Origin of the sequence: Nocardia sp. CDC153, from assembly GCF_035818515.1 — a bacterium.
In the GTDB taxonomy this organism is placed as follows: domain Bacteria; phylum Actinomycetota; class Actinomycetes; order Mycobacteriales; family Mycobacteriaceae; genus Nocardia.
In genome coordinates, this window is record NZ_JAYKYU010000001.1 from 429,911 (window position 1) to 449,277 (window position 19,367).

The 19,367-nt window shown below is 68.6% G+C and carries 23 protein-coding genes; 11 read left to right on the forward strand and 12 right to left on the reverse strand.

The annotated features are described in order from the left end of the window. The 5 genes from sucD to purH all read left to right on the forward strand — a co-directional run bounded on the left by sucD (position 1) and on the right by purH (position 6,146). Positions 1 to 915, forward strand: a complete 915-nt coding sequence (sucD, locus tag VMT65_RS01820) for a succinate--CoA ligase subunit alpha (RefSeq protein WP_326306146.1) — start codon at positions 1 to 3, stop codon at positions 913 to 915. A gap of 238 nt (positions 916 to 1,153) precedes the next feature. After that, the gene (locus VMT65_RS01825) at positions 1,154 to 2,143 is read left to right on the forward strand and encodes a DUF5336 domain-containing protein (RefSeq protein ID WP_326306147.1); all 990 of its coding nucleotides are present in this window, start codon (positions 1,154 to 1,156) and stop codon (positions 2,141 to 2,143) included. Between the two features lie 150 nt (positions 2,144 to 2,293). Further along, entirely contained in the window at positions 2,294 to 3,838 is a 1,545-nt protein-coding gene (locus tag VMT65_RS01830) for a cell division protein PerM (RefSeq protein WP_326306148.1), read from the forward strand. An 80-nt stretch (positions 3,839 to 3,918) separates the two neighbouring features. Beyond that, positions 3,919 to 4,575, forward strand: a complete 657-nt coding sequence (gene purN / locus VMT65_RS01835) for a phosphoribosylglycinamide formyltransferase (protein WP_326307404.1) — start codon at positions 3,919 to 3,921, stop codon at positions 4,573 to 4,575. Next, on the forward strand, positions 4,572 to 6,146 hold the full coding sequence (purH, locus tag VMT65_RS01840) for a bifunctional phosphoribosylaminoimidazolecarboxamide formyltransferase/IMP cyclohydrolase (protein WP_326306149.1): 1,575 nt from the start codon (positions 4,572 to 4,574) through the stop codon (positions 6,144 to 6,146). The genes purN and purH overlap by 4 nt, the downstream gene beginning before the upstream one ends. A gap of 81 nt (positions 6,147 to 6,227) precedes the next feature. Here purH and VMT65_RS01845 read toward each other — a convergent pair whose 3' ends face one another. Further along, entirely contained in the window at positions 6,228 to 6,683 is a 456-nt protein-coding gene (locus VMT65_RS01845; protein ID WP_326306150.1) for a hypothetical protein, read from the reverse strand. A gap of 217 nt (positions 6,684 to 6,900) precedes the next feature. Between VMT65_RS01845 and VMT65_RS01850 the strand changes: the two genes are divergently transcribed. Beyond that, positions 6,901 to 7,461 (forward strand): LysM peptidoglycan-binding domain-containing protein, encoded by a 561-nt coding sequence (locus VMT65_RS01850; protein ID WP_326306151.1) that lies wholly within the window; start codon positions 6,901 to 6,903, stop codon positions 7,459 to 7,461. A 93-nt stretch (positions 7,462 to 7,554) separates the two neighbouring features. Here VMT65_RS01850 and rpsR read toward each other — a convergent pair whose 3' ends face one another. From rpsR to rpmB, 4 genes are read right to left on the reverse strand one after another with little or no spacing between them, the layout of a single operon-like run. Beyond that, a complete protein-coding gene (gene rpsR / locus VMT65_RS01855) occupies positions 7,555 to 7,809 on the reverse strand; it encodes a 30S ribosomal protein S18 (RefSeq protein WP_011211513.1) in 255 nt (84 codons plus the stop codon). Between the two features lie 33 nt (positions 7,810 to 7,842). Continuing rightward, entirely contained in the window at positions 7,843 to 8,148 is a 306-nt protein-coding gene (gene rpsN, locus VMT65_RS01860; protein WP_326306152.1) for a 30S ribosomal protein S14, read from the reverse strand. A 1-nt stretch (position 8,149) separates the two neighbouring features. Then, positions 8,150 to 8,320: a 50S ribosomal protein L33 gene (gene rpmG, locus VMT65_RS01865; RefSeq protein ID WP_326306153.1), complete on the reverse strand. Its 171-nt coding sequence runs from the start codon at positions 8,318 to 8,320 to the stop codon at positions 8,150 to 8,152. Between the two features lie 28 nt (positions 8,321 to 8,348). Then, on the reverse strand, positions 8,349 to 8,585 hold the full coding sequence (gene rpmB / locus VMT65_RS01870; protein WP_326306154.1) for a 50S ribosomal protein L28: 237 nt from the start codon (positions 8,583 to 8,585) through the stop codon (positions 8,349 to 8,351). 111 nt (positions 8,586 to 8,696) lie between these two features. Between rpmB and mrf the strand changes: the two genes are divergently transcribed. From mrf to rpmF, 3 genes are read left to right on the forward strand one after another with little or no spacing between them, the layout of a single operon-like run. Then, positions 8,697 to 10,010: a ribosome hibernation factor-recruiting GTPase MRF gene (gene mrf / locus VMT65_RS01875; protein WP_326306155.1), complete on the forward strand. Its 1,314-nt coding sequence runs from the start codon at positions 8,697 to 8,699 to the stop codon at positions 10,008 to 10,010. A 4-nt stretch (positions 10,011 to 10,014) separates the two neighbouring features. Next, complete coding sequence (locus VMT65_RS01880; RefSeq protein WP_326306156.1) at positions 10,015 to 10,299, forward strand: type B 50S ribosomal protein L31; 285 nt, start codon at positions 10,015 to 10,017, stop codon at positions 10,297 to 10,299. A 2-nt stretch (positions 10,300 to 10,301) separates the two neighbouring features. Continuing rightward, positions 10,302 to 10,475 carry a 50S ribosomal protein L32 gene (gene rpmF, locus VMT65_RS01885; RefSeq protein ID WP_326306157.1) on the forward strand — a complete coding sequence of 58 codons (174 nt, stop codon included), beginning with the start codon at positions 10,302 to 10,304 and terminating at the stop codon, positions 10,473 to 10,475. A gap of 34 nt (positions 10,476 to 10,509) precedes the next feature. Here the strand turns inward: rpmF and VMT65_RS01890 are convergent, their stop codons facing one another. Both VMT65_RS01890 and VMT65_RS01895 read right to left on the reverse strand, forming a co-directional pair. Beyond that, complete coding sequence (locus VMT65_RS01890) at positions 10,510 to 10,734, reverse strand: hypothetical protein (RefSeq protein WP_326306158.1); 225 nt, start codon at positions 10,732 to 10,734, stop codon at positions 10,510 to 10,512. Positions 10,735 to 11,082: 348 nt separating this feature from the next. Further along, the gene (locus VMT65_RS01895) at positions 11,083 to 12,111 is read right to left on the reverse strand and encodes a DUF1906 domain-containing protein (protein ID WP_326306159.1); all 1,029 of its coding nucleotides are present in this window, start codon (positions 12,109 to 12,111) and stop codon (positions 11,083 to 11,085) included. Positions 12,112 to 12,299: 188 nt separating this feature from the next. On the opposite strand from VMT65_RS01895, the gene VMT65_RS01900 reads away from it, so the two are divergent. Then, on the forward strand, positions 12,300 to 13,115 hold the full coding sequence (locus tag VMT65_RS01900; RefSeq protein WP_326306160.1) for a VOC family protein: 816 nt from the start codon (positions 12,300 to 12,302) through the stop codon (positions 13,113 to 13,115). Here the strand turns inward: VMT65_RS01900 and VMT65_RS01905 are convergent. Genes VMT65_RS01905 through VMT65_RS01925 form a run of 5 tightly spaced genes read right to left on the reverse strand, consistent with a single transcriptional unit; the run spans position 13,021 to position 18,286 of the window. Continuing rightward, complete coding sequence (locus tag VMT65_RS01905; RefSeq protein ID WP_326306161.1) at positions 13,021 to 13,797, reverse strand: hypothetical protein; 777 nt, start codon at positions 13,795 to 13,797, stop codon at positions 13,021 to 13,023. The two genes, VMT65_RS01900 and VMT65_RS01905, sit on opposite strands and share 95 nt — an antisense overlap. Before the next feature lie 11 nt (positions 13,798 to 13,808). Then, positions 13,809 to 14,525: a GTP-binding protein gene (locus tag VMT65_RS01910; protein WP_442790157.1), complete on the reverse strand. Its 717-nt coding sequence runs from the start codon at positions 14,523 to 14,525 to the stop codon at positions 13,809 to 13,811. Beyond that, positions 14,506 to 14,883: a DUF742 domain-containing protein gene (locus VMT65_RS01915; RefSeq protein ID WP_326306162.1), complete on the reverse strand. Its 378-nt coding sequence runs from the start codon at positions 14,881 to 14,883 to the stop codon at positions 14,506 to 14,508. The genes VMT65_RS01910 and VMT65_RS01915 overlap by 20 nt, the downstream gene beginning before the upstream one ends. Before the next feature lie 11 nt (positions 14,884 to 14,894). Beyond that, a complete protein-coding gene (locus VMT65_RS01920) occupies positions 14,895 to 15,302 on the reverse strand; it encodes a roadblock/LC7 domain-containing protein (RefSeq protein WP_326306163.1) in 408 nt (135 codons plus the stop codon). After that, on the reverse strand, positions 15,299 to 18,286 hold the full coding sequence (locus VMT65_RS01925; RefSeq protein WP_326306164.1) for a sensor histidine kinase: 2,988 nt from the start codon (positions 18,284 to 18,286) through the stop codon (positions 15,299 to 15,301). The genes VMT65_RS01920 and VMT65_RS01925 overlap by 4 nt, the downstream gene beginning before the upstream one ends. Before the next feature lie 331 nt (positions 18,287 to 18,617). Between VMT65_RS01925 and VMT65_RS01930 the strand changes: the two genes are divergently transcribed. After that, positions 18,618 to 19,310, forward strand: a complete 693-nt coding sequence (locus tag VMT65_RS01930; protein ID WP_326306165.1) for a response regulator transcription factor — start codon at positions 18,618 to 18,620, stop codon at positions 19,308 to 19,310. The last annotated feature ends 57 nt before the right edge of the window (positions 19,311 to 19,367 follow it).

Genomic DNA, 19,367 nt, shown 5'->3' on the forward strand with positions numbered 1-19,367 from the left:
ATGTCTATTTTCCTGAACAAGGACAACAAGGTCATCGTCCAGGGCATCACCGGTGGTGAGGGCACCAAGCACACCGCCCTGATGCTGAAGGCCGGCACCAACGTGGTCGGCGGCGTCAACGCGCGCAAGGCCGGCACCACCGTCAAGCACGTCGACAAGGACGGCAACGAGGTCGAGCTGCCCGTGTTCGCGTCCGTGGCCGAGGCCATGGAGAAGACCGGCGCCGACACCTCCATCGCCTTTGTGCCCCCGGCCTTCTCGAAGGACGCCATCATCGAGGCCATCGACGCGGAGATCCCGCTGCTCGTGGTCATCACCGAGGGCATCCCGGTGCAGGACACCGCCTACGCGTGGGCCTACAACGTGGACAAGGGCAGCAAGACCCGCATCATCGGCCCGAACTGCCCCGGCATCATCACCCCGGGTGAGTCGCTGGTCGGCATCACCCCGGCCAATATCGCGGGCAAGGGCCCGATCGGCCTGGTCTCCAAGTCGGGCACCCTGACCTACCAGATGATGTACGAGCTGCGGGACTTCGGTTTCTCCACCGCCATCGGCATCGGCGGCGACCCGGTCATCGGCACCACCCACATCGACGCCATCGAGGCGTTCGAGAAGGACCCGGAGACCAAGCTCATCGTCATGATCGGCGAGATCGGCGGCGACGCCGAGGAGCGGGCCGCGGCCTACATCCAGGCCAATGTCACCAAGCCGGTCGTCGGCTACGTCGCGGGCTTCACCGCGCCGGAGGGCAAGACCATGGGCCACGCGGGCGCGATCGTGTCCGGCTCGGCCGGTACCGCCCAGGCCAAGAAGGACGCCCTGGAGGCCGCGGGCGTGAAGGTCGGCAAGACCCCGTCCGAGACCGCCGCCCTGGCGCGCGAGATCCTGGAAAAGGCTTCCATCAGCGCTTGAGGTTCTCGTGCCCCGCTGTCTGACGACAGCGGGGCACAGGCCGAGGATTGGGTGGGTTCGGCCCGCTCGAACGGCTGATATCGAAGGCCGCCTGTCGAATTCGACAGGCGGCCTTCGATCGTTATATGGGGTATTGCGGAAAGGCTACGGCCGATGGTAGGTGGTGCCGCCGATCGTCAAGTGCAGTAGCGTCGGTGGAGGTTCGTGAACGACTCACGACTCGATAGGAGACGACGACATGTCATACCCGACCGGGGGCTCGGGATACAACGCGCCCCAGCCGACGCCCTCCTCCGCACCCGGATACGGCTCGCAGCCCGCAGGCGCTCCCGCTGCCGGTTCGGCCAAGGGCCTGCCGTTCTTCCTCACCGTGGGCGTGGCCGCCCTCGGTGTCATCAACTTCCTGCTGGGCTTCGCGCCCTACGCCGGCGTCGAGCTCGGCGGCGGACTCCGCAGCAGCGACGCCAATTTCAGCCTGTTCGAGAACACCGGCGCCGCCACCCTGGTGAGCCTGCTGCTGCTCGCGGGCCTGCTGGCGGGTCTGTCGCTGCTGCCGAAGGCGACCGCCTACACCGGTGTCGTCGCGGCCGCGTCGCTCGCCGCGTTCCTGGGCATCCTGTTCAACGCCTTCGACCTCGGTGACGGTGTGTCGCTGAAGTGGGGCGGCTGGGTGCTGATCATCCTGTCGTTGGTGCAGGCCGCGGTGGCCGCGGCGGCCCTGCTGTTCGAGCTGGGCATCGTGAAGGCTCCGGAGCCGAAACCGGCGGCGGCGCAGGGTGGTTACGGTCAGCCGCCGCAGCCGTTCAGCACCACCGGGCCGCAGTACCAGCAGCCGTCGTTCGGTCAGCAGGGCGGCTTCGGCCAGCAGCCGCAGCAGCCCGGGTTCGGGCAGCAGGGCGCGACGCCGTCGTACGGGCAGCAGCCCGCCTACGGTCAGCAGGGCGGGTACGGTCAGCAGCCCGCCGGGTACGGCACCGGCTCGCAGCCGACCTACGGTCAGCAGCAGCCGCAGCCGTCGTACGGTCAGCAGCCGGGCCAGCCGTCCGGGTACGGCCAGCAGTCGCCGTACGGTCAGCAGCCGCAGCAGCCCGCGGGCAGCTCGGACGCGACCCAGCATTTCGGTGGCCAGGCGCAGCAGCGTCCGGCGCAGCCCTTCGGCGGCGAGCAGTCGGCGGATCCGGCGGCCGACGCCACCCGTGCGTTCCGTCCCGGCCAGGACGACAAGTAATTCGGTTCGTGGGAACGGCCTCCGGTCTGTGACCGGGGGCCGTTCTCTTTGCCTGTGCCACATTCGACCCTGTGCCCCACTCAACTACGCGCGTGCCCGCCCGGCGCGCCTGACCCCCCGGTTTCCGAGATGCTGCCACGCTGGTTGTCCATGAGTGCCCCGAGAACTGCCCTGGCTCGCCTGGGCGACCCCGAGCTCCGGGAGGAGTCGCCGCGACCGCCGGTCCCGCGGCGGGGCGGCGGTTTCGGGTCGCTGACCCCCGAACGCGCCCGGGTGCTGATGCTGGTGGCCGCGCGGCCGTCGGCCATCACCATGCTGGTGATCTTCATCCTGGTGTACGGCACGCTGTTGGCGGCGGGCAGTCCGATGAGCGGGACCTCCGGAGCCATAGCCGCGAGTTGGCTTGCGGTGCACCAGGTTCCGCTGGTGATCGGCAAGACCGGGATCGGGCTGTGGCCGCTGCTGCCGACCGCGCTCATGCTGTGGCTGGTGGCCCGCGAGAGCGCGGTGGCCGCGGATTCCGACTGCGAGACCAACGAACTGGGCTGGGTGGTCGGTGCGGCCGTGGGCGGTCCGCTGCTGATCACCGCGGTGTGCCTGGCCGTCGCCGACGACGCCTCGGCCCTGGTGCCGCTGCAACCGCCGCACACCCTGGCGGCCTTCGCCTGGGTGCTCGGGCTGAACCTGCTGGCCGCCGCCGTCGGCATCGGTGCGGTGCGCTGGCGCGACTTCACCGACCTATTGCCGATTCCCTTGCCGGACTGGGTGATTCCGGGCCTGCGGGCGGGCATGCTGGCGGTGGGACGATTGCTGCTGGCGGCGACCGTGGTGACCGTGGTGTCGCTGTTCGTGCACTGGTCCCGGCTGGGCGAGACCTACCGCGCGGCCGGAAATCCGGTCGGCGCACTGGGTTTGACCGTGCTGTCGTTGGCCTACCTGCCGAACGTGGCGGTCGACGCGGTGAGTGTGCTGGTCGGCGGTCAGGTCCACATCGGCCCGGGATCGTTGAGCCTGTTCCGAATCGAGGGCGCGCCGGTGCCCGCGGTGCCGGTGTCGGCGGCGGTGCCCGCGGTGCCGGTGTCGGTGTGGTGGCTGGCGCTGCTCGTCGTGCCCGCGGCCATCGGCGTGCTGTCCGGACTGGATTGCGGTCGCACCTCGCGGGATCGGGCGGCAGCGCCCTGGGCGACGCTGACCGCCGCGGGCGTCGCGGCCGTGGTGGTGGCGCTGCTGGGCGCAGTGGCCGGGGGCGAGCTCGGCACCTTCGGCCGGATCGCACCGGATCTGGTGGTCGCGGCCCTGGTCTTCGTGTGGCTCGCGGTCCCGGGTTACGTCGGCATGCTGGGCGCGCGGTGGTTCGGCGGACCGGCGGTCGTCCATGACGAGTACGAGGACGACTACTACGACGAGGACTACGCGGACGACGAGTACTACTACGCCGACGGCGAGTACGACGACGAGTACGACGAGGACGAATACGACGACTACGACGAGGAATTCGAGGACGCGGACCCCGACGCGCCCGCATCCGCCGACCCCGACGCCGACGGCGGCTGGTACGACGACGAGGACCTCGACGGCGCGCTCGAGGCCGAACTGGTCGACGACCACGACGAGCCCGCCGCCGCTGTGAAATCGGCCGAGAACCCCGACATCGTGGACGCGGAAGTGGTAGAGGGAGACCTGCCGGACAAGTAGCAATCGGGCGATAGTTACTCTTTAGGCGGCGGATTCGACCCCGCTGTCCCTTCCCGCTCCGATACCCAGGGAGTAGTGCGCTGACGTCCACGCCCGCCCAGCTGCTGCCGCCGACCGCGCCCGCGACCATTGTCGTGCTGGCCTCCGGCACCGGATCCCTGCTGCGCTCGCTGCTCGAGGCGACCCGGGAGCCGGGCTATCCGGCCCAGGTCGTCGCCGTCGGAGTCGACCGCGATTGCGCCGCCACCGACCACGCCGAGGCGTTCGACGTCTCCTCGTTCAAGGTCGCGCTGGGTGATTTCGCGAACCGCGCCGAATGGGATGTCGCGCTGACCGAGATGGTCGCGGTGTTCCAGCCCGATCTGGTGGTCTCCGCGGGCTTCATGAAGATTCTCGGGCCCACGTTCATGGACCGTTTCGGCGGTCGCATCATCAATACCCATCCCGCGCTGCTGCCCGCGTTCCCGGGCGCGCACGGGGTGCGGGACGCGCTCGCCTATGGCGTCCGGGTCACCGGTTCGACCGTGCACCTGGTCGATTCGGGGGTGGACACCGGGCCGATTCTCGCGCAGGAGGCGGTCACCGTGCTGCCCGACGACGACGAGGACACCCTGCACGAGCGCATCAAGGTCGTGGAGCGGCGGTTGCTGGCGGAGGTCGTCGCCGCCGTCGCTACCCGAGGCATTGTCTCCGATGGACGAAAGGCAGTTATCCCAGATGAGCGAGTTCTCCGGTGAGTGAACGCAAGCCGATCAAGCGGGCCCTCGTAAGCGTCTACGACAAGACCGGTCTGATCGAACTGGCGACCGGTCTGCATCGGGCCGGCGTGGAGCTGGTCTCGACCGGCTCCACCGCCAACAAGATCGCCGACGCCGGTATCCCGGTCACCAAAGTCGAGGACCTGACCGGTTTTCCGGAGACCCTCGACGGCCGCGTCAAGACCCTGCACCCGCGCGTGCACGCCGGGATCCTGGCCGACACCCGCAAGGAGGAGCACGTCGACCAGCTCGTCGAGCTCGGGGTCGAGGCGTTCCAGCTCGTCGTGGTGAACCTGTACCCGTTCACCCAGACCGTGGCCTCGGGCGCGAGCATCGACGAGTGCGTCGAGCAGATCGACATCGGCGGGCCGTCCATGGTGCGTGCCGCGGCCAAGAACCATCCGTCGGTCGCCGTGGTCGTGAACACCGGTGACTACGACGCCGTGATCGCGGCCGTGCAGCAGGGCGGTTTCACCCTGGCCGAGCGGACCGCGTTGGCGGCCAAGGCCTTCCAGCACACCGCCACCTACGATGTGGCCGTCGCCAGCTGGATGACCAGCGTCGCGGTTCCGGCCGTCGCGCCGGAAGGCGAAGCGGCGCAGCAGTTCCCGGAGTGGATCGGCGGCACCTGGGCGCGCGCCGACGTGCTGCGCTACGGCGAGAACCCGCATCAGGCCGCCGCGCTGTACACCAACCAGGGCGGTCCGACCGGGCTGGCGCAGGCGAAGCAGTTGCACGGCAAGGAGATGTCGTACAACAACTACACCGACGCCGATGCCGCCTGGCGCGCCGCCTACGACTTCGACGAGCCCGCGGTCGCGGTCATCAAGCACGCCAACCCGTGCGGCATCGCGGTCGGCGCGGATATCGCCGAGGCGCACCGCAAGGCGCACGCCACCGACCCGGTCTCCGCGTACGGCGGCGTGATCGCGGCCAATCGCGAGGTCTCCGTGGAGATGGCCGAGCAGGTCGCCGACATCTTCACCGAGGTCATCGTGGCCCCGTCCTACGCCAATGGCGCGGTGGAGGTCTTGGCGCGCAAGAAGAACGTGCGCGTGCTCATCGCCGATCCGGCCCAGCGCAAGGGCGCGGAGCTGCGTCCGGTCAGCGGCGGCGTGCTGCTGCAGGAGCGCGACATCCTCGACGCCGAGGGCGACAGCGCCGCCAACTGGACCCTCGCCGCGGGTGAGGCCGCCGACGCGGCCACCCTGCGCGACCTTGAATTCGCCTGGCGCGCTTGCCGGGCCGTGAAGTCCAATGCCATCCTGCTGGCCGCCGACGGCGCGGCCGTGGGCGTCGGCATGGGGCAGGTCAACCGGGTCGACTCCTGCAAGCTGGCCGTGGAGCGCGCCGGGGATCGGGCCAAGGGCGCGGTGGCCGCGTCGGACGCCTTCTTCCCGTTCTCCGACGGCCCGCAGATCCTGGTGGCCGCGGGCGTGCGCGCCATCGTGCACCCGGGCGGCTCGATCCGCGACAAGGACACCATCGAGCTCTGCCGCGAGGCGGGGGTCACGCTGTACCTGACGGGTTCGCGTCACTTCGCGCACTGAGCGAATAGCCGAGCAGCACAAGGGAATCGATGAAGGGTGCGGGTCGCGAGAGCGATCCGCACCCTTCTTTGTTCCCGTGATCTATTTGGCGCTCAATACTTTTCGATCACCCAGTGGAGCCTTCAGCTGGATCTCCAGGGTGCCGAAGACGGCGATCATGGTGCACATCTTGCCGACCGCCTCGGGCAGGGTGCCGGACTTCAGGTCGACGGTGACGCTGGACGAGGTCTCGGTGACGGCCGCGTCGACGCCGTAGCACTCGGGGGAGCCGGTCTGGAAGTTCACCGCGATCTTGTCGGGTGCGAGCCGGGTCCAGCTGTCGAAGGAGATGCTGTGCGGGCCGACGATATTCGGGTTGGCGATGAAGGAGCGTCCTATTTGTCCGTTAGGCGCCTCGGTGGGCGTATTGGTGGTGGTGGCCGTCGTGGTCTTCGCTTGGTCGCCACCGTTTCCGCCGCTGCCGCACGCGGTGATGGTGAGCCCGATCAGCGCGGCCGCGCCGGCAGCGATCAGGCGGCGTCCCCTGGTCCCGTACATGGCTGACACCCTAGTGTCCCAGGACCGTACGGCCGGTTACGAAGGCCCGATTCGACCCGCTGGCGAATTTCCGGCGAAGACACGCCGAAATCTTCGCAGAACCGGCGCGTAACAGTGCGGTGACCGGTGCGGGATGGCTACTGTTGTCCTAGATGTGCGAATGCAGTTCCGCGCCATCGGCTTATCTCATGATCACCCCCTCCCGAAAGGACGCACCGTGGGCGACTCGTTGAAGGTCGGCGAAGAACTCGGTCGTGGAGAGGCGCTGCAAGGCGGTGCCTACACCCTGACTCTGCAAGATGATGGCAACCTGGTGCTGTCCGACCCGAGCGGCAAGGTCGAGTGGGCTTCCGGCACCAATGGCCAGGGCGTCGTCCGGGCCACCCTGCAAGACGACGGCAACTTCGTGCTCTACAAGGAAGACGGCGCCGCCTGGTCCACCGAGACCAATGGCAAGAGCGCGGACCGCCTGGTGGTTCAGGCCGACCGCAATGTCGTGCTGTACGGCACCGACGGTTCCGCCCTGTGGAGCTCGGGCACCAACACCGACAACCCGCTCCCCGCGCCGGAACCGGCCCAGACCCAGGCCGCCGCGGTCGAGGATGTCCCCCCGCCGCCGCCCGCCGCCCAGACCTACACGGTCGAGCCGGGCGACACCCTGTGGGCCATCGCCGAGCGCTTCTACGGCGACGGCAACCGCTACCAGGAAATCGCCAACGCCTCCGGTATCGACAACCCGGACAACATCCAGCCCGGCCAGGTCCTGACCATCCCGTAATCGGCACCGCGCCAAAGATTTTGGGATGAAAGAAAGAGGCTCCGATGCGAAAGCATCGGAGCCTCTTCTGTTTTCGTCGCTACCGTCGAACCGCTAGCGGCTCGTGAACGGCAGGAGCGCCATCTCGCGCGCGTTCTTGACGGCGACCGCCACCTGGCGCTGCTGCTGCGGGGTCAGTCCCGTCACCCGGCGGCTGCGGATCTTGCCGCGGTCGGAGATGAACGTGCGAAGCAGGTTCACGTCCTTGTAGTCGACGGTCTCGATACCGGCGGCGATCAGGGGATTCTTCTTGGGGCGGCGGGCCTGTTCGGCGCGGACCTTCTTCGACGGTGCTCGCTTCACTGCCATGTCAGCGGTTCCTCACTCACGGATCGTGGATGCTTACCAGCTCGATTTGTGCACACCGGGCAATTCTCCCCGATGGGCCATCGCGCGAACCCGCACACGCGAGAGACCGAACTTTCGGAGATGACCACGCGGGCGTCCGTCCGCGGCGTCCCGATTGCGCAATCGTACCGGACTGGCATCCCGGGGCAGTTTCTGCAAGGCGGACTGGGCGGCCGCCCGTTCCTCGTCGCTGCTGCTCGGCTTGCGGATGATCTCCTTGAGTTCCGCACGCCGCTCGGCATAGCGGGCCACGATCAGTTTGCGCTCTTCGTTTTTCGCGATCTTCGACTTCTTCGCCACGTCAGCGGTCCTCACGGAAGTCGACGTGCTTGCGCACGACCGGGTCGTACTTCTCGAGCACCATGCGGTCGGGGTCGTTGCGCCGATTCTTGCGCGTGACGTAGGTGTAGCCGGTCCCGGCCGTGGACTTCAGCTTGATGACGGGCCGGATGTCGGTCGATTTCGATGCCATGGTTGTCCTTTCAGATCTTTTCGCCGGCTCAGATCTTTTGGCCAGCAGAGCGCAGGCGAGCGACGACCGCTTCGATGCCGTCGCGGTCGATGACCTTGATGCCCTTGGCGGAGACGGTCAGCGTGATGCGCCGCCCCTCGCTGGGCAGGTAGTAGGTCTTGCGCTGGATATTGGGGTCCCAGCGCCGGTTGGTCCGCTTGTGCGAGTGCGATACGGACTTGCCGAAGCCCGGCTTGCGGCCGGTGACCTGGCAGATGGCCGACATGGGCACTCCCTTCCGGTGGTAGACGTTGATGACAATCGTTTTCGACAACGAAGTTATTCCAAGGTACATTGAGTCCCCGGTAATTGAAAATCATTGTCGAAAGGGGGATCGGTGCCGTCCCAACCCAAGCCAGTGCTCGTCCTCGCGGGACTCCCCGGCCGCGCCGCCGAGGGCGTCGAACGGGCCGCCCTCCTGCTGGGCGGCAAGCCCGGAACGGTCGTGGTTCGCCACGACCTGAGCGAGTTGCGCCAGGGCGTGGTGCGGCGCATCGTCCGGATCGACGGACGCGAGAGCGTCACCGTGCTGGAACTCGCGCACGGCTGCGTCTCGTGCACGCTGCGCGCCGACCTGCTGCCGTATCTGTGCCTGCTGGCCGAGCGGGATTCGGTGCGGCGCATCGTGCTCGCGCTGGACCCGGCCTTCGAGGCGGAAGCGGTGTGCCAGGCCATCAATGACGTGCCGGTCACCGGCGTGGTGGGCCGGGTCGACGGACCCGCCGGGCGCAGCGTACGGATCGACGGCGTCGTCACCTGTGTCGACGCGCGGGACTGGCTGGCCGACGCCACCGGCGACGAGACCCTGGCCGACTGTTTCCATTCGCGGCTCGGCCACGGTGGCCACGCCACCGCCGAGGACGATCGAACCATCGCGCAGCTGGCCGTCGGCCAGGTCGAATTCGCCGATGCCCTGGTGGCTTTCGACGGCGGGGCCGATCTGCTCGACCGTGAGCGCACCGCCGCGGTGCTGGCCCGGCTGGCTCCGCGCGCCCCCGTCGCCTGGGTGGCCGAACCCGCCGCCCTGGGCGTGGACGACCTGGCCTGGCTGCATCGCCGAGTGCCGGCCGACGCACGCCGCGGCGCGCCGTTCGATCCGCACGCGCCGCTGCTGGCCGGACAACCGCCGCTGGAGCCGGATTGCGGTGTGGCACTGGTGGAATTCGCCACCGACCGCCCCTTTCACCCCGATCGACTGCACTCGGCCATCGACGTGCTGCTGGACGGCGTGGTGAGCGCCAAGGGGCGGGTGTGGCTGGCGACCCAGCCCGACGAGGTGGTGTGGCTGGAGTCGGCCGGTGGCGGACTGCGGGTCGGCGGCGCGGGAAAGTGGCTGGCCGCCATGACATCCCGGGAACTCGACGAGGTCGATCCGGAGCGGCACACGCTGGCGTCGCTGCGCTGGCACGAGGAGTTCGGGGACCGGCACACCTCGCTGGTGATCCTGGTCGCCGACGCGGACGCCGACGAGATCCGCCACGCGCTGCACTGGGCCCTGGTGGACGAGGACGAACTGCGGCAGGTGCGTTTCGCGCCCGAACGCGTCGCGCTGTGGACCGATCCGTTCGGCGATCAGCACGAAGAGCCCTGCGACACAACCAGGTCCACGCCCGCCGTCGGAGATGGCGGCAATCGCAACAACGAAAGGTGAAGTGATGAAACAGGGAATCCATCCCGATTACCATCCGGTGGTCTTCCAGGATGTGAGCACCGGCAAATGCTTCCTGACCCGTTCCACCGCGGTGTCCAACCGCACCATCGAATGGGAGGACGGCAATACCTATCCGCTGCTGGTGGTCGACGTCACCTCGGATTCGCATCCGTTCTGGACCGGCAATCAGCGCGTGCTCGATACCGCGGGCCGGGTGGAGAAGTTCGAGCGCCGCTATGGCAAACGCGTTCGCGGCACGCGTGATTCGGCTACCGAGAAGGAGAACTGACAATGGCCGTTCCGAAGCGCAGAATGTCGCGGGCCAATACCCACAGCCGACGTTCGCAGTGGAAGGCGACCCCGCCGGATCTGATTCCGGTGAAAGTCGGGGGAGTCGAGTACCGGATACCGCGCAGGTTGGCGCGGGCGGTGGAACGCGGGCTGATCGACCCGGGCAAGCTCTGACCGATCAGGCCGCGTCCGCCCGCACTCGGTTGTCTCAGCCTTCCTTGGCGGCCAGATCCACCAGCGTGGCGGCGAGTCGGAAATACTTGTTCTTACCCAGATCGGCAATGGTTTTCACGCCGAGCGCCTCGAGCAGCTGGGCGTCGTGCTTCTCGGTGAGACCGGCGAGCGCCGAGGGCGGCGCGGCCAGCAGATCGTCGAGAGACTTCGATTCGTAGGCCTTGTCGAGAGCTTTGTCGAGTACCACGTTGACGGCCACGAGGGCCTCCTTCGTTTGGAACCGGAGCAATAGATCGGACGAGGCCGACAATAACCCCGAAGTTGCTGTCCCGCCAGAGATCTGCTCGAGTGTTGCCGATGTGTGAACCGGGCGGTCGCGAGTTCCGGGCGTGCGAAAAAGTCTTCCCAAAGTTGTGAACTCGTAGCCTGGCGACGGTATTCTCGTGCCTTGAGGGCGGGTTCTTCTGATCACAGAAGAACCCGCTCATCGCCACTTCAGGGCAGCTTCCAGGGCCGTTCGCGCCCAGTTCAGCGACTGTTTTCCCGGTTTTCGACCGGTGCTCGGGCGATGCGCGGACGCCGGAGAAAATCCGACAAATCACCCAATTCAGCTGTCGGATACCGGATTAGACGCACTCGCCGCCGGAGCATGTCCACTCTCGGCCGATTTGGCCGAATCGCCGTTCGGGCCGACGCCCCAGCCGGGCAGCGGCACCCCGGGCAGCAACTGCTCGAGCTTTGCCAGCTGATCGGCGACCACCGTGGCCGGACCCTCCACCAGCGAGAAGGGGAACGGCCAGCGATGCTGCCCGGACAGCCGGGCCACCTCGTGCTCGAGTTCGGCGGTCGTGGCCTCCAGATCGCTGATCTCGGTGCGCAGCTCGTCGATCTTGGTGAGTGCCGCGGCCAGCCCGTCGACGACCGTCCGGTCGTGGCCCTGGGCATCGGTGCCCAGCTGGGGCCAGCCGCTGAGGCCGGGGCCGCGTAACTGGGTCTGGATGTCGCGCAAAATTTGGTCCTGCTCGGGTGTCAAGTCCGGTTCCTCCGTTTCCACATCCCATTGGCCGAAATCGGCTCGGTCGGTTCGGTTCACATCGCACTGCACCCCGTCGACCGTCACCTGTTCGCCCGTCTGGAAGATCGCGATGCGGGGATCCACATTCCCGCCGGACCAGGCCACCGTCTGCCACGCCCAGGTGGCGGTCCCGCTGTCCAACGCCCGGCTCACCGGCCAATACCCGCCGTAGATACCGACATTCGCGCGCCCGAGGACGCTGGCCGCGCCGTCGAGATAGGCGTCGATGGGCACCTGCTGCTGCGGCGTGGCGTCGAAATCGGCGGAGAAGTAGACCGGTCGATCCGGCCGCCCGCCGCAGCGCAGCACCTGCGCCAACGCCGCCCGCGCGTCGGTGACGCCCGCGCCGTAGCCGTCGAGCATGCGGGTGGCGGTGGTCTCCCAGTTGGAAACGATCGAAATGCCGTGTGCGCGCAGGTCGTCCGCTTCGGCGGGAGTGAGCAGTTTGCCCGGAAGTGTGGGGCCGCCCTCGGACAGATAGCGCACCACGAAGTCGTAGCCCGCCGTGGTGATGGCACTCGGGGCGGGCCGACCCGCGGCGTAGTCCAGCCCGAATCGCATGACTCCCACTGTAATTCGCCACCCGCGCCCGGGGTGGGGCTCTGCCCGATTTGCCCGCGCGAAGGTGCGCTCCGCCGTCCCGCGCTCGCGCCGCGCGCAGAACCATCGCGGTGAGTGATCGAGAGTGGTTGACTGGAGGGCAATTTGTGAGCTGCGTCACTGATATTTCAGAAATGGAGAGATGACCGATGCCTGTACGCAAGGAGGCTTGGCCCCCGGGCACACCGTGCTGGGTCGACTGTCAGGTCGACGATCCGGCCAAGGCCGGTGAGTTCTACGCCGCGCTGTTCGACTGGGATGTCCAGGGCAGCGGAGACGACGCCGGCTATCTCATGGCGCTGCGCGACGGGCAGGCCGTCGCGGGCATCGGGCCCAAACCGGAGGCCGGGGTGCCCTCGGTGTGGACCACGTATTTCGCGGTGGCCGACGCGAACAAGGCCGCCGAGCAGGTGAGCGCCGCCGGGGGCCGCCTGCTCGTACCCGCCTTCGACGTCATGGAATTCGGCCGCATGTTCGTGGCCGCCGACGCCTCCGGCGCGCCCTTCGCGGTCTGGGAGGCGCGGGCCCACGACGGCGCGGCGGTGTTCAACGAGCACGGCGCGTACGTCTGGAACGACTTGCACACCGGCGATTTCGAGGCCGCCAAGCGCTTTTACGGCGACGTCTTCGGCTTCACCTTCACCGAATTCGACGACGAGGCCATGCGCTACGCCACCTTCACCGCGCCGGGCGGGACCGATTCGGTGGGCGGCATCAATGACGACAGCGTCAACGGCGTGGCGGCCGAGGTGCCCTACTGGCTGACCTGGTTCCAGTTCGAGGACATCGACGCCGGCATCGCCCGGGCGGTGGAATTGGGTGCGACGGTGCTCATGTCGGCCACCGACGGACCGTTCGGCCGCATGGCCATCATGGCCGCCCCACAGGGTGAACTGTTCGGTCTGCTCGATCCGACTCCGGCCGCCGCGCCTCCCGGCGATCCGGCGCGACCAGAATCGCCGTGATCGGTACCGCCAGCGACAGCGTGCCGATGATGAAGAACGGCACGAAGAAGGTGAACAGCACATTCCCGTGCGGCACCGGCTCGGACGGATCCACGTGCACCTGCAGCCCGGTCAGTCCGGCGTAGTGCATGCCGGTCACCAGGATCGCGTACACCAGCGCACCGGCCAGCACCATCGGCACCGACCCCACCCAGAGGCTGAACCACAGGGTCAGCGCCGAGAGCACGAACGCGATGACGTACACCGCGACCGAGGACACCAGGCTGCGGTCCACGCTGCCCTGGATGCGAATCGCGCTGAGCAGCAACTGGTGTACGTCACCGAATCCGAAGGCCATGACGCCCGCGGCGACCAGCAGCCGCCACCAGACCAGGCGCTTGCCGTTGATGAGCAGGGCCACCAGCACGGTCGCCGCGGCCAACACCGAGAACAGCGTGATGGAGGTGGTCTCGTAGCGCAGCGGGGTGCCCTTCACGTCGAAGCCCAGCATCGACACGAAGATCGGCATGGCCACGCCGACCCCGCCGATGGACACGGCCGCCACGAACAGCCACACCAGCCGGAAGCGCTGGGTCACCGACTTGGTGGACTGCCGGATGCAGGCCAGCCCGCACGCCGCCCCCGCGAAGGACACGATCAGAGCCAGCGCGATGACCCAGTAGCCCATCGAGAAATAGATCATCTCGGTTCTCCCTAGCGCCCGGCGTTTTCGCGTTGCGCCGCCATCAGCCTTTCGATCGCGTACTCGGTGACGGCGGCCAGCGAGCGGCGCACCTCGGCCGGGTCGCGCGCGTCGATGTCCACGATCGGCACGCCCTCGCGGACGCTGAGCGCCTCGCGCAGTTCGGCGACCGGGAAGCGGGGCGCGTCCGGGAAGCGGTTGACCGCGATCAGGAACGGCAGCGACTTGGCCTCGAAGAAGTCGACGGCCGCGAAGCTGTCCTCGATGCGGCGGGTGTCGACCAGCACCACCGCGCCGATGGCGCCCTTGATGAGGTCGTCCCACATGAACCAGAACCGCCGCTGTCCGGGCGTGCCGAACAGGTACAGCACCAGGTTGCCGGGCAGGATGATGCGCCCGAAATCCATGGCCACCGTGGTGGTTTCCTTGCCCGGCGTGGCGGCGAGGTCGTCGACCCCGTCCGAGTAGCCGGTCACCATGGCCTCGGTGCGCAGCGGCACGATCTCCGAGACCGCGCCCACGAAGGTGGTCTTGCCCGCGCCGAAGCCACCCGCCACGACGATCTTGGTCGAGGCGGTGCGGGCCTCCTCGCCCGGCCGCGGCGGGAAGGGCAGGGTCGGGTTGGCGAACTGCCCGGTGGTGTACGCGGGGACCTGACCGGTCGAGTACGCCGGGGTGCCCTGCGCACCGCCCGGGTACCCGCCGCCGTCAAAGGGCCCGGAGCCCATGCAGGGTCCTCTCCATCAGGGAGCGCCGCTCGTCGAAGGTCGCCTGATCGCTCAAGGTCGAATGCACGCGCAGGGTTCCGGCCACCACCAGATCGCCGATGACGACCCGGATCATGCCCAGCGGCCGACCCAGGTGCGCGGCGATCTCGGCGACCGAGAGCCGCGCGGTGCCCAGGCGCAGGATCTCGGTGCGCACGTCACCGGCCGGCCAATCGAAATGGGCGGTATAGGACAGCGTTTCGACGACCGCCTCGAGCGGCAGGTCGACCGCGGGCTCGGTGCGGCCCGAGGTCAACGCGTAGGGACGAACTCGTGTGGTCGGTGGCCGGTTACCGCCACCGCCAAGGGGATTGGTCATGGGCGGCTCATCTAGGCAGTGCGGGCGGTGGCCGAGACCACGGACCCGACCCGGTCGACCAGTAGGGCCATCTCGTAGCCGATGCGGCCGATGTCGTGCTGCTTGTTGGCCAGCACCGCCAGGTGCGAGCCATTGCCCACGCTCATGACCAGCAGGTAGCCACGCTGCATCTCGACGATGGACTGCATCACCTTGCCGCCCTCGAAAAGCTGTGCGGCACCGGCGGACAGGCTGGCCAGACCCGCCGTCACCGCGGCCAGCTGCTCACCGCGATCGGGCGGCAGGTGCGGGCTGGTGGCCTGCAGCAGACCGTCGGCGGAGACCAGTACGGCGTGCGAGACGCCCGGAACCTCCCGGGTGAAGCGGGTGACCAACCAGTTCAGATTCTCATCGGTGGTGGTGCGCTGGGTGTCGGTCATGCATGCCCTCCGTCGTTGTACTGGGAGTCGGCCCGCCCGGAGCGGACACCGCTGAGATGCCTGGAGAGGCTGTTGCGGATCTCTTCCGGATTGCGGCCTTCGCCGTCGTCCTCCTGGGCGACGGCGCCGGGCACCAGCTGGGCTCCGGGCTGCCGGATCGGCAGTCCGCCCTGGGTGCGGCTACTGGTGATCGGGTTGGCCGCCTCCTCGGCCGCGGCCCAGCCGGCGTCCGAATTCGACGACCATGCCGCGCCGTCCTGTTCCCCGGCGGCCGGTTCCACCAGCCACTCGGAGACCATGCGCTGGTAGATCGGGGTCGGGGCCCCGCCCACCGGACGCAGTCCGGGCTGCGGGGCGCTCGGCCGCGGCGCGGCGGGTGCGGCCTCGTTGCCGCGAACGTCTCGACTGCCCTGGTTGCCCGGGTTGCCTTGGTTGCCGACCACATAACCGTTCTCGGTGGGTCGGGCGACCGGATGCTCACCGGTGCCGAAGGCGCTGTAGCCATTGCCGAACGAGGTTCCGGCGCTCTCCGCCTCGGCGCTGTAGACGTATCCGGAACCATTGCCGTTCCCCGTGATCGGGGTGACCGGCTCGGGTACCTCGGTCTCGCCCTCCGGCGTGCGGGCCTCGCCCCAGAAGTCCATCTGGGCCGGGGCGGGCTGCGGTTCGGGACGTTCGGTCGCCTCGGGTTCCGGGCGCAGCGCGGTCACGCCGTAGGCGCGGGCATCGTCGGGTTCGGCGAACGCGTCGGTGAAGCCGTCCGAGAAGCGATCCGGCAGCGGCTGCGTCTCCCCGCGGAAGGCGACCGGCACCGCGGGCTGCTCACCGGAGTCCAGACCCGGCTTGCGCTGCGGCAGGCCGGAACTGGTGGTGAAGCGCCCGGTGGTGGTGGCCGCGGCGGGCTCGGGCAGGTTCGGCACCGGCGTCAGCCGCGGGGGAGTGATCACCGGCTGCGGGGCCGAGGCCGGGCCGGACGGCAGCCCAACCGGCCCGGTTGCCAACGGATTCGGGCCGGTGGCCAGCGAATTCGCGCCCGTGGGCATGGGAATCGGGCCCGAGGCCAGCGTGGCGGGCGGCACCGGCAGCGCCGTCCCGACCGGATACTGCCCGGTCGGATCCCCGCCGCGCTCCGGCGCGGGCGAGACCAGGCTGCCCGGCAGATGCACGCTGGCGGTGATGCCCGGCTGCTGCACCATGGCCGAGGTGCGGCGCAGGCTCACGGTGATGTTGTGCCGCTTGGCCAGGCGGCCGACCACGAAAAGGCCCATGCGGCGGGCGGTCTCGACATTGACCTCGCCACCGGAGGCCAGGCGGTCGTTGATGCCCTGCAGATCCTCGGCGTTCATGCCCAGGCCGCGGTCGGTGATCTCGATCAGATAGCCGCCGTCCACCGCGCGCGCCACCGACACCGCCACCGGGGTGGTGGGCGGGGAGTAGCGCAGCGCGTTGTCGATCAGCTCGGCCAGCAGATGCTCGATGTCGACGGCCGGTTCACCGGCGACGATGCCGTCGGGAACGGTGCCGATCTCGACGCGCTGGTAGTCCTCCACCTGGGAGACCGAGGACCACAGCATGTCCGACAGCGGCACCGGCGCGAGATGGCCGCGGCGCAGCGCGGTTCCGGCCAGCACCAGCAGGTTGTCGCCATTGCGGCGCATGCGGGTGGCGAGGTGGTCGAGGCGGAACAGCGACTGCAGGCGTTCGGAGTCGTCCTCGTCGCGCTCGAGCTCCTCGATCAGGCCCAGCTGCTGCTCCACGAGGGATTGGCTACGGCGGGAAAGGGTCTCGAACATGTTGCCGATCTGCAGGCGCAGTCGCGCCTGCTCGGCGGCCAGGTGCAGCGCCTGGGAGTGGATGTCGTCGACGGCGCGGGCCAGCTGCCCGATCTCCTCGGTGGTGTGCACGTCGACCGGGGTGATCTCCGGGGTCGCGCCGCCGGCGCGCACCACCTCGAGCTCCTGCGGCAGGTCGATGTGGGCCACCTGCAAGGCATCTCGCCGCAGGCGGCGGACCGGGACGACCAGCGAGCGGGCCACCACCAGCGCCAGCGCCAGACCGGCCAGCAGCATGCCGATCACGATGGAGGTGTCGCGCAGGACGTTGTTGCGGGCCTCGGTGGTGAGCTGGGACAGCTTGCCGTCCATGGAGTCCGCGACGGTGGAGACTTCCTTGGCGTAGGCGTCGGCGCTGGTGCGCAGCGAATCCTGCATGGCGGGCAGGCTGCCCGGGTCGGGCACGTTCTGCATGAGGATGCCGACGCGCGCACCGGCATTGTCCTTGAGCACGTTGGCGTTCTGCGCCGCGTCGGGCACCAGGCCGCGGTACACCTCGATCATGGTGATCTCGGCGCCGATGGCGGTGAGCAGCTTGGTGCGCAGGGCCGGATTGCTGCCCGCGCCCGGCACCGCGAGCATGACGCGCTCCTGGGTGAGCAGCCGCGACGCGGTGAGCGCGGCGCCGAACTGTAGGAAGGACTGCTGCACCCGGAGGTCACCGACGGTGATGGAGTTGGACAGCGCGGTCTGGATCCGGGTCTGCACCTCGTCCGCCTGATCGCCGATGGTCTGGGGCGAGCTGGTGCGCAGGCTGTTGCGCATCGTTTTGGCCACCGCCATGGAGGTGCCCAGTTCCTTGACGACGGCGGGGTCGGCGTTGGAGGTCTTGATGGTGGTCTCCAGCGCCGCCGTGACCTGATCGAACTTGGCGGTGGCGGCGTCGAGCGCGGGGTCGACATCCTGATTGCCGCCGGTGATCGCGGCGACCGCGAGATCATTGGTGGAGGTGATGAATTGGACGGTGGAGTGCAGGACGTCCATCTGGTCCGTCGCCGCGCTCAGTTTCGAAATGGTCTGCAATTCGCTGTTGATGCGCAGTACCGCGAACGTCGCGGCGAGGAGCACCGGGAGCACCAGCACGATCCCGACCTTGCGGGTAACGGGCCAGTTGGACAGGCTGAATTGCCAGGACCGGGGTGCTGCTTCCATCCCGCTTCCGTCGCCTCCGCTTTCACGATTGACCCCCGGGTACGTATGCGGTTGTACGGCTTTGGGGTCGAACCCGCGCGGAACCAACTAGAGGTCTTCTTTTACGGCCTGCAACATACCGCGTGAGCTGAGTAACGGCAATTCGGGCGACTTGATGGTTTAGATTTCGAATGCGGCGTTGCCGCAACGCATTTCGTGAGAATTTGGGTGACATCGCAACCACTGCGGGGTCGAACCTCGCGAAAGTCGCAGGTCACCTGCCCGACCCGCCCGGCGTGTCGTTCTCGCCCTTCTCAGTGACCTCTCAGTCGGTGTGGGCAGACTGGTTGCCATGCGCATTCTGGTAGTCGACGACGACCGGGCGGTCCGTGAATCGCTCCGTCGCTCGCTGACCTTCAACGGGTACACCGTCGACCTCGCCGTCGACGGTCTGGACGCCTTGGAGAAGACCGCCAGTCAGCGACCCGACGCCCTGGTGCTCGACGTGATGATGCCGCGCCTGGACGGCCTCGAGGTCTGCCGCCGCCTGCGCAGCACCGGCGACGATCTGCCGATTCTGGTACTCACCGCACGGGATTCGGTCTCCGAACGCGTGGCCGGGCTCGACGCGGGCGCCGACGACTACCTACCCAAGCCCTTCGCGCTCGAGGAGCTGCTGGCCCGGCTGCGCGCGCTGCTGCGCCGCACCGCCTCCGGCGACGCCGCCGACCTCGGCTCGGAGGCCATGACCTTCGCCGACCTCTCGCTGGATCCGGTCACCCGCGAGGTCACCCGCGGGGACCGCCAGATCAGCCTCACCCGCACCGAGTTCTCGCTGCTGGAAATGCTCATGGCCAATCCGCGCCGCGTGCTCACCCGCAGCCGCATTCTCGAGGAGGTGTGGGGCTACGACTTCCCCACCTCCGGCAACGCGCTCGAGGTGTACATCGGCTACCTGCGCCGCAAGACCGAGGCCGACGGTGAACCGCGGCTCATCCACACCGTGCGCGGCGTCGGCTATGTGCTGCGCGAAACCCCGCCGTAGGAGCCGTGCTCGTGGGTAGAACCGTTCCCCGGCGCCCGGTGGTGGCCGGACTCGGGT

What these genes read in the sequence shown, in the direction of transcription:
- sucD (WP_326306146.1), top strand. Translation starts at nt 1, where the DNA reads ATGTCTATTTTCCTGAACAAGGACAACAAGGTCATCGTCCAGGGCATC.
- VMT65_RS01825 (WP_326306147.1), top strand. Translation starts at nt 1,154, where the DNA reads ATGTCATACCCGACCGGGGGCTCGGGATACAACGCGCCCCAGCCGACG.
- VMT65_RS01830 (WP_326306148.1), top strand. Translation starts at nt 2,294, where the DNA reads ATGAGTGCCCCGAGAACTGCCCTGGCTCGCCTGGGCGACCCCGAGCTC.
- VMT65_RS01845 (WP_326306150.1), bottom strand. Translation starts at nt 6,683, where the DNA reads ATGTACGGGACCAGGGGACGCCGCCTGATCGCTGCCGGCGCGGCCGCG.
- rpsR (WP_011211513.1), bottom strand. Translation starts at nt 7,809, where the DNA reads ATGGCAGTGAAGCGAGCACCGTCGAAGAAGGTCCGCGCCGAACAGGCC.
- rpmG (WP_326306153.1), bottom strand. Translation starts at nt 8,320, where the DNA reads ATGGCATCGAAATCGACCGACATCCGGCCCGTCATCAAGCTGAAGTCC.
- rpmB (WP_326306154.1), bottom strand. Translation starts at nt 8,585, where the DNA reads ATGTCGGCCATCTGCCAGGTCACCGGCCGCAAGCCGGGCTTCGGCAAG.
- VMT65_RS01880 (WP_326306156.1), top strand. Translation starts at nt 10,015, where the DNA reads ATGAAACAGGGAATCCATCCCGATTACCATCCGGTGGTCTTCCAGGAT.
- rpmF (WP_326306157.1), top strand. Translation starts at nt 10,302, where the DNA reads ATGGCCGTTCCGAAGCGCAGAATGTCGCGGGCCAATACCCACAGCCGA.
- VMT65_RS01895 (WP_326306159.1), bottom strand. Translation starts at nt 12,111, where the DNA reads ATGCGATTCGGGCTGGACTACGCCGCGGGTCGGCCCGCCCCGAGTGCC.
- VMT65_RS01900 (WP_326306160.1), top strand. Translation starts at nt 12,300, where the DNA reads ATGCCTGTACGCAAGGAGGCTTGGCCCCCGGGCACACCGTGCTGGGTC.
- VMT65_RS01905 (WP_326306161.1), bottom strand. Translation starts at nt 13,797, where the DNA reads ATGATCTATTTCTCGATGGGCTACTGGGTCATCGCGCTGGCTCTGATC.
- VMT65_RS01910 (WP_442790157.1), bottom strand. Translation starts at nt 14,525, where the DNA reads ATGGGCTCCGGGCCCTTTGACGGCGGCGGGTACCCGGGCGGTGCGCAG.
- VMT65_RS01915 (WP_326306162.1), bottom strand. Translation starts at nt 14,883, where the DNA reads ATGACCAATCCCCTTGGCGGTGGCGGTAACCGGCCACCGACCACACGA.
- VMT65_RS01920 (WP_326306163.1), bottom strand. Translation starts at nt 15,302, where the DNA reads ATGACCGACACCCAGCGCACCACCACCGATGAGAATCTGAACTGGTTG.
- VMT65_RS01925 (WP_326306164.1), bottom strand. Translation starts at nt 18,286, where the DNA reads ATGGAAGCAGCACCCCGGTCCTGGCAATTCAGCCTGTCCAACTGGCCC.
- VMT65_RS01930 (WP_326306165.1), top strand. Translation starts at nt 18,618, where the DNA reads ATGCGCATTCTGGTAGTCGACGACGACCGGGCGGTCCGTGAATCGCTC.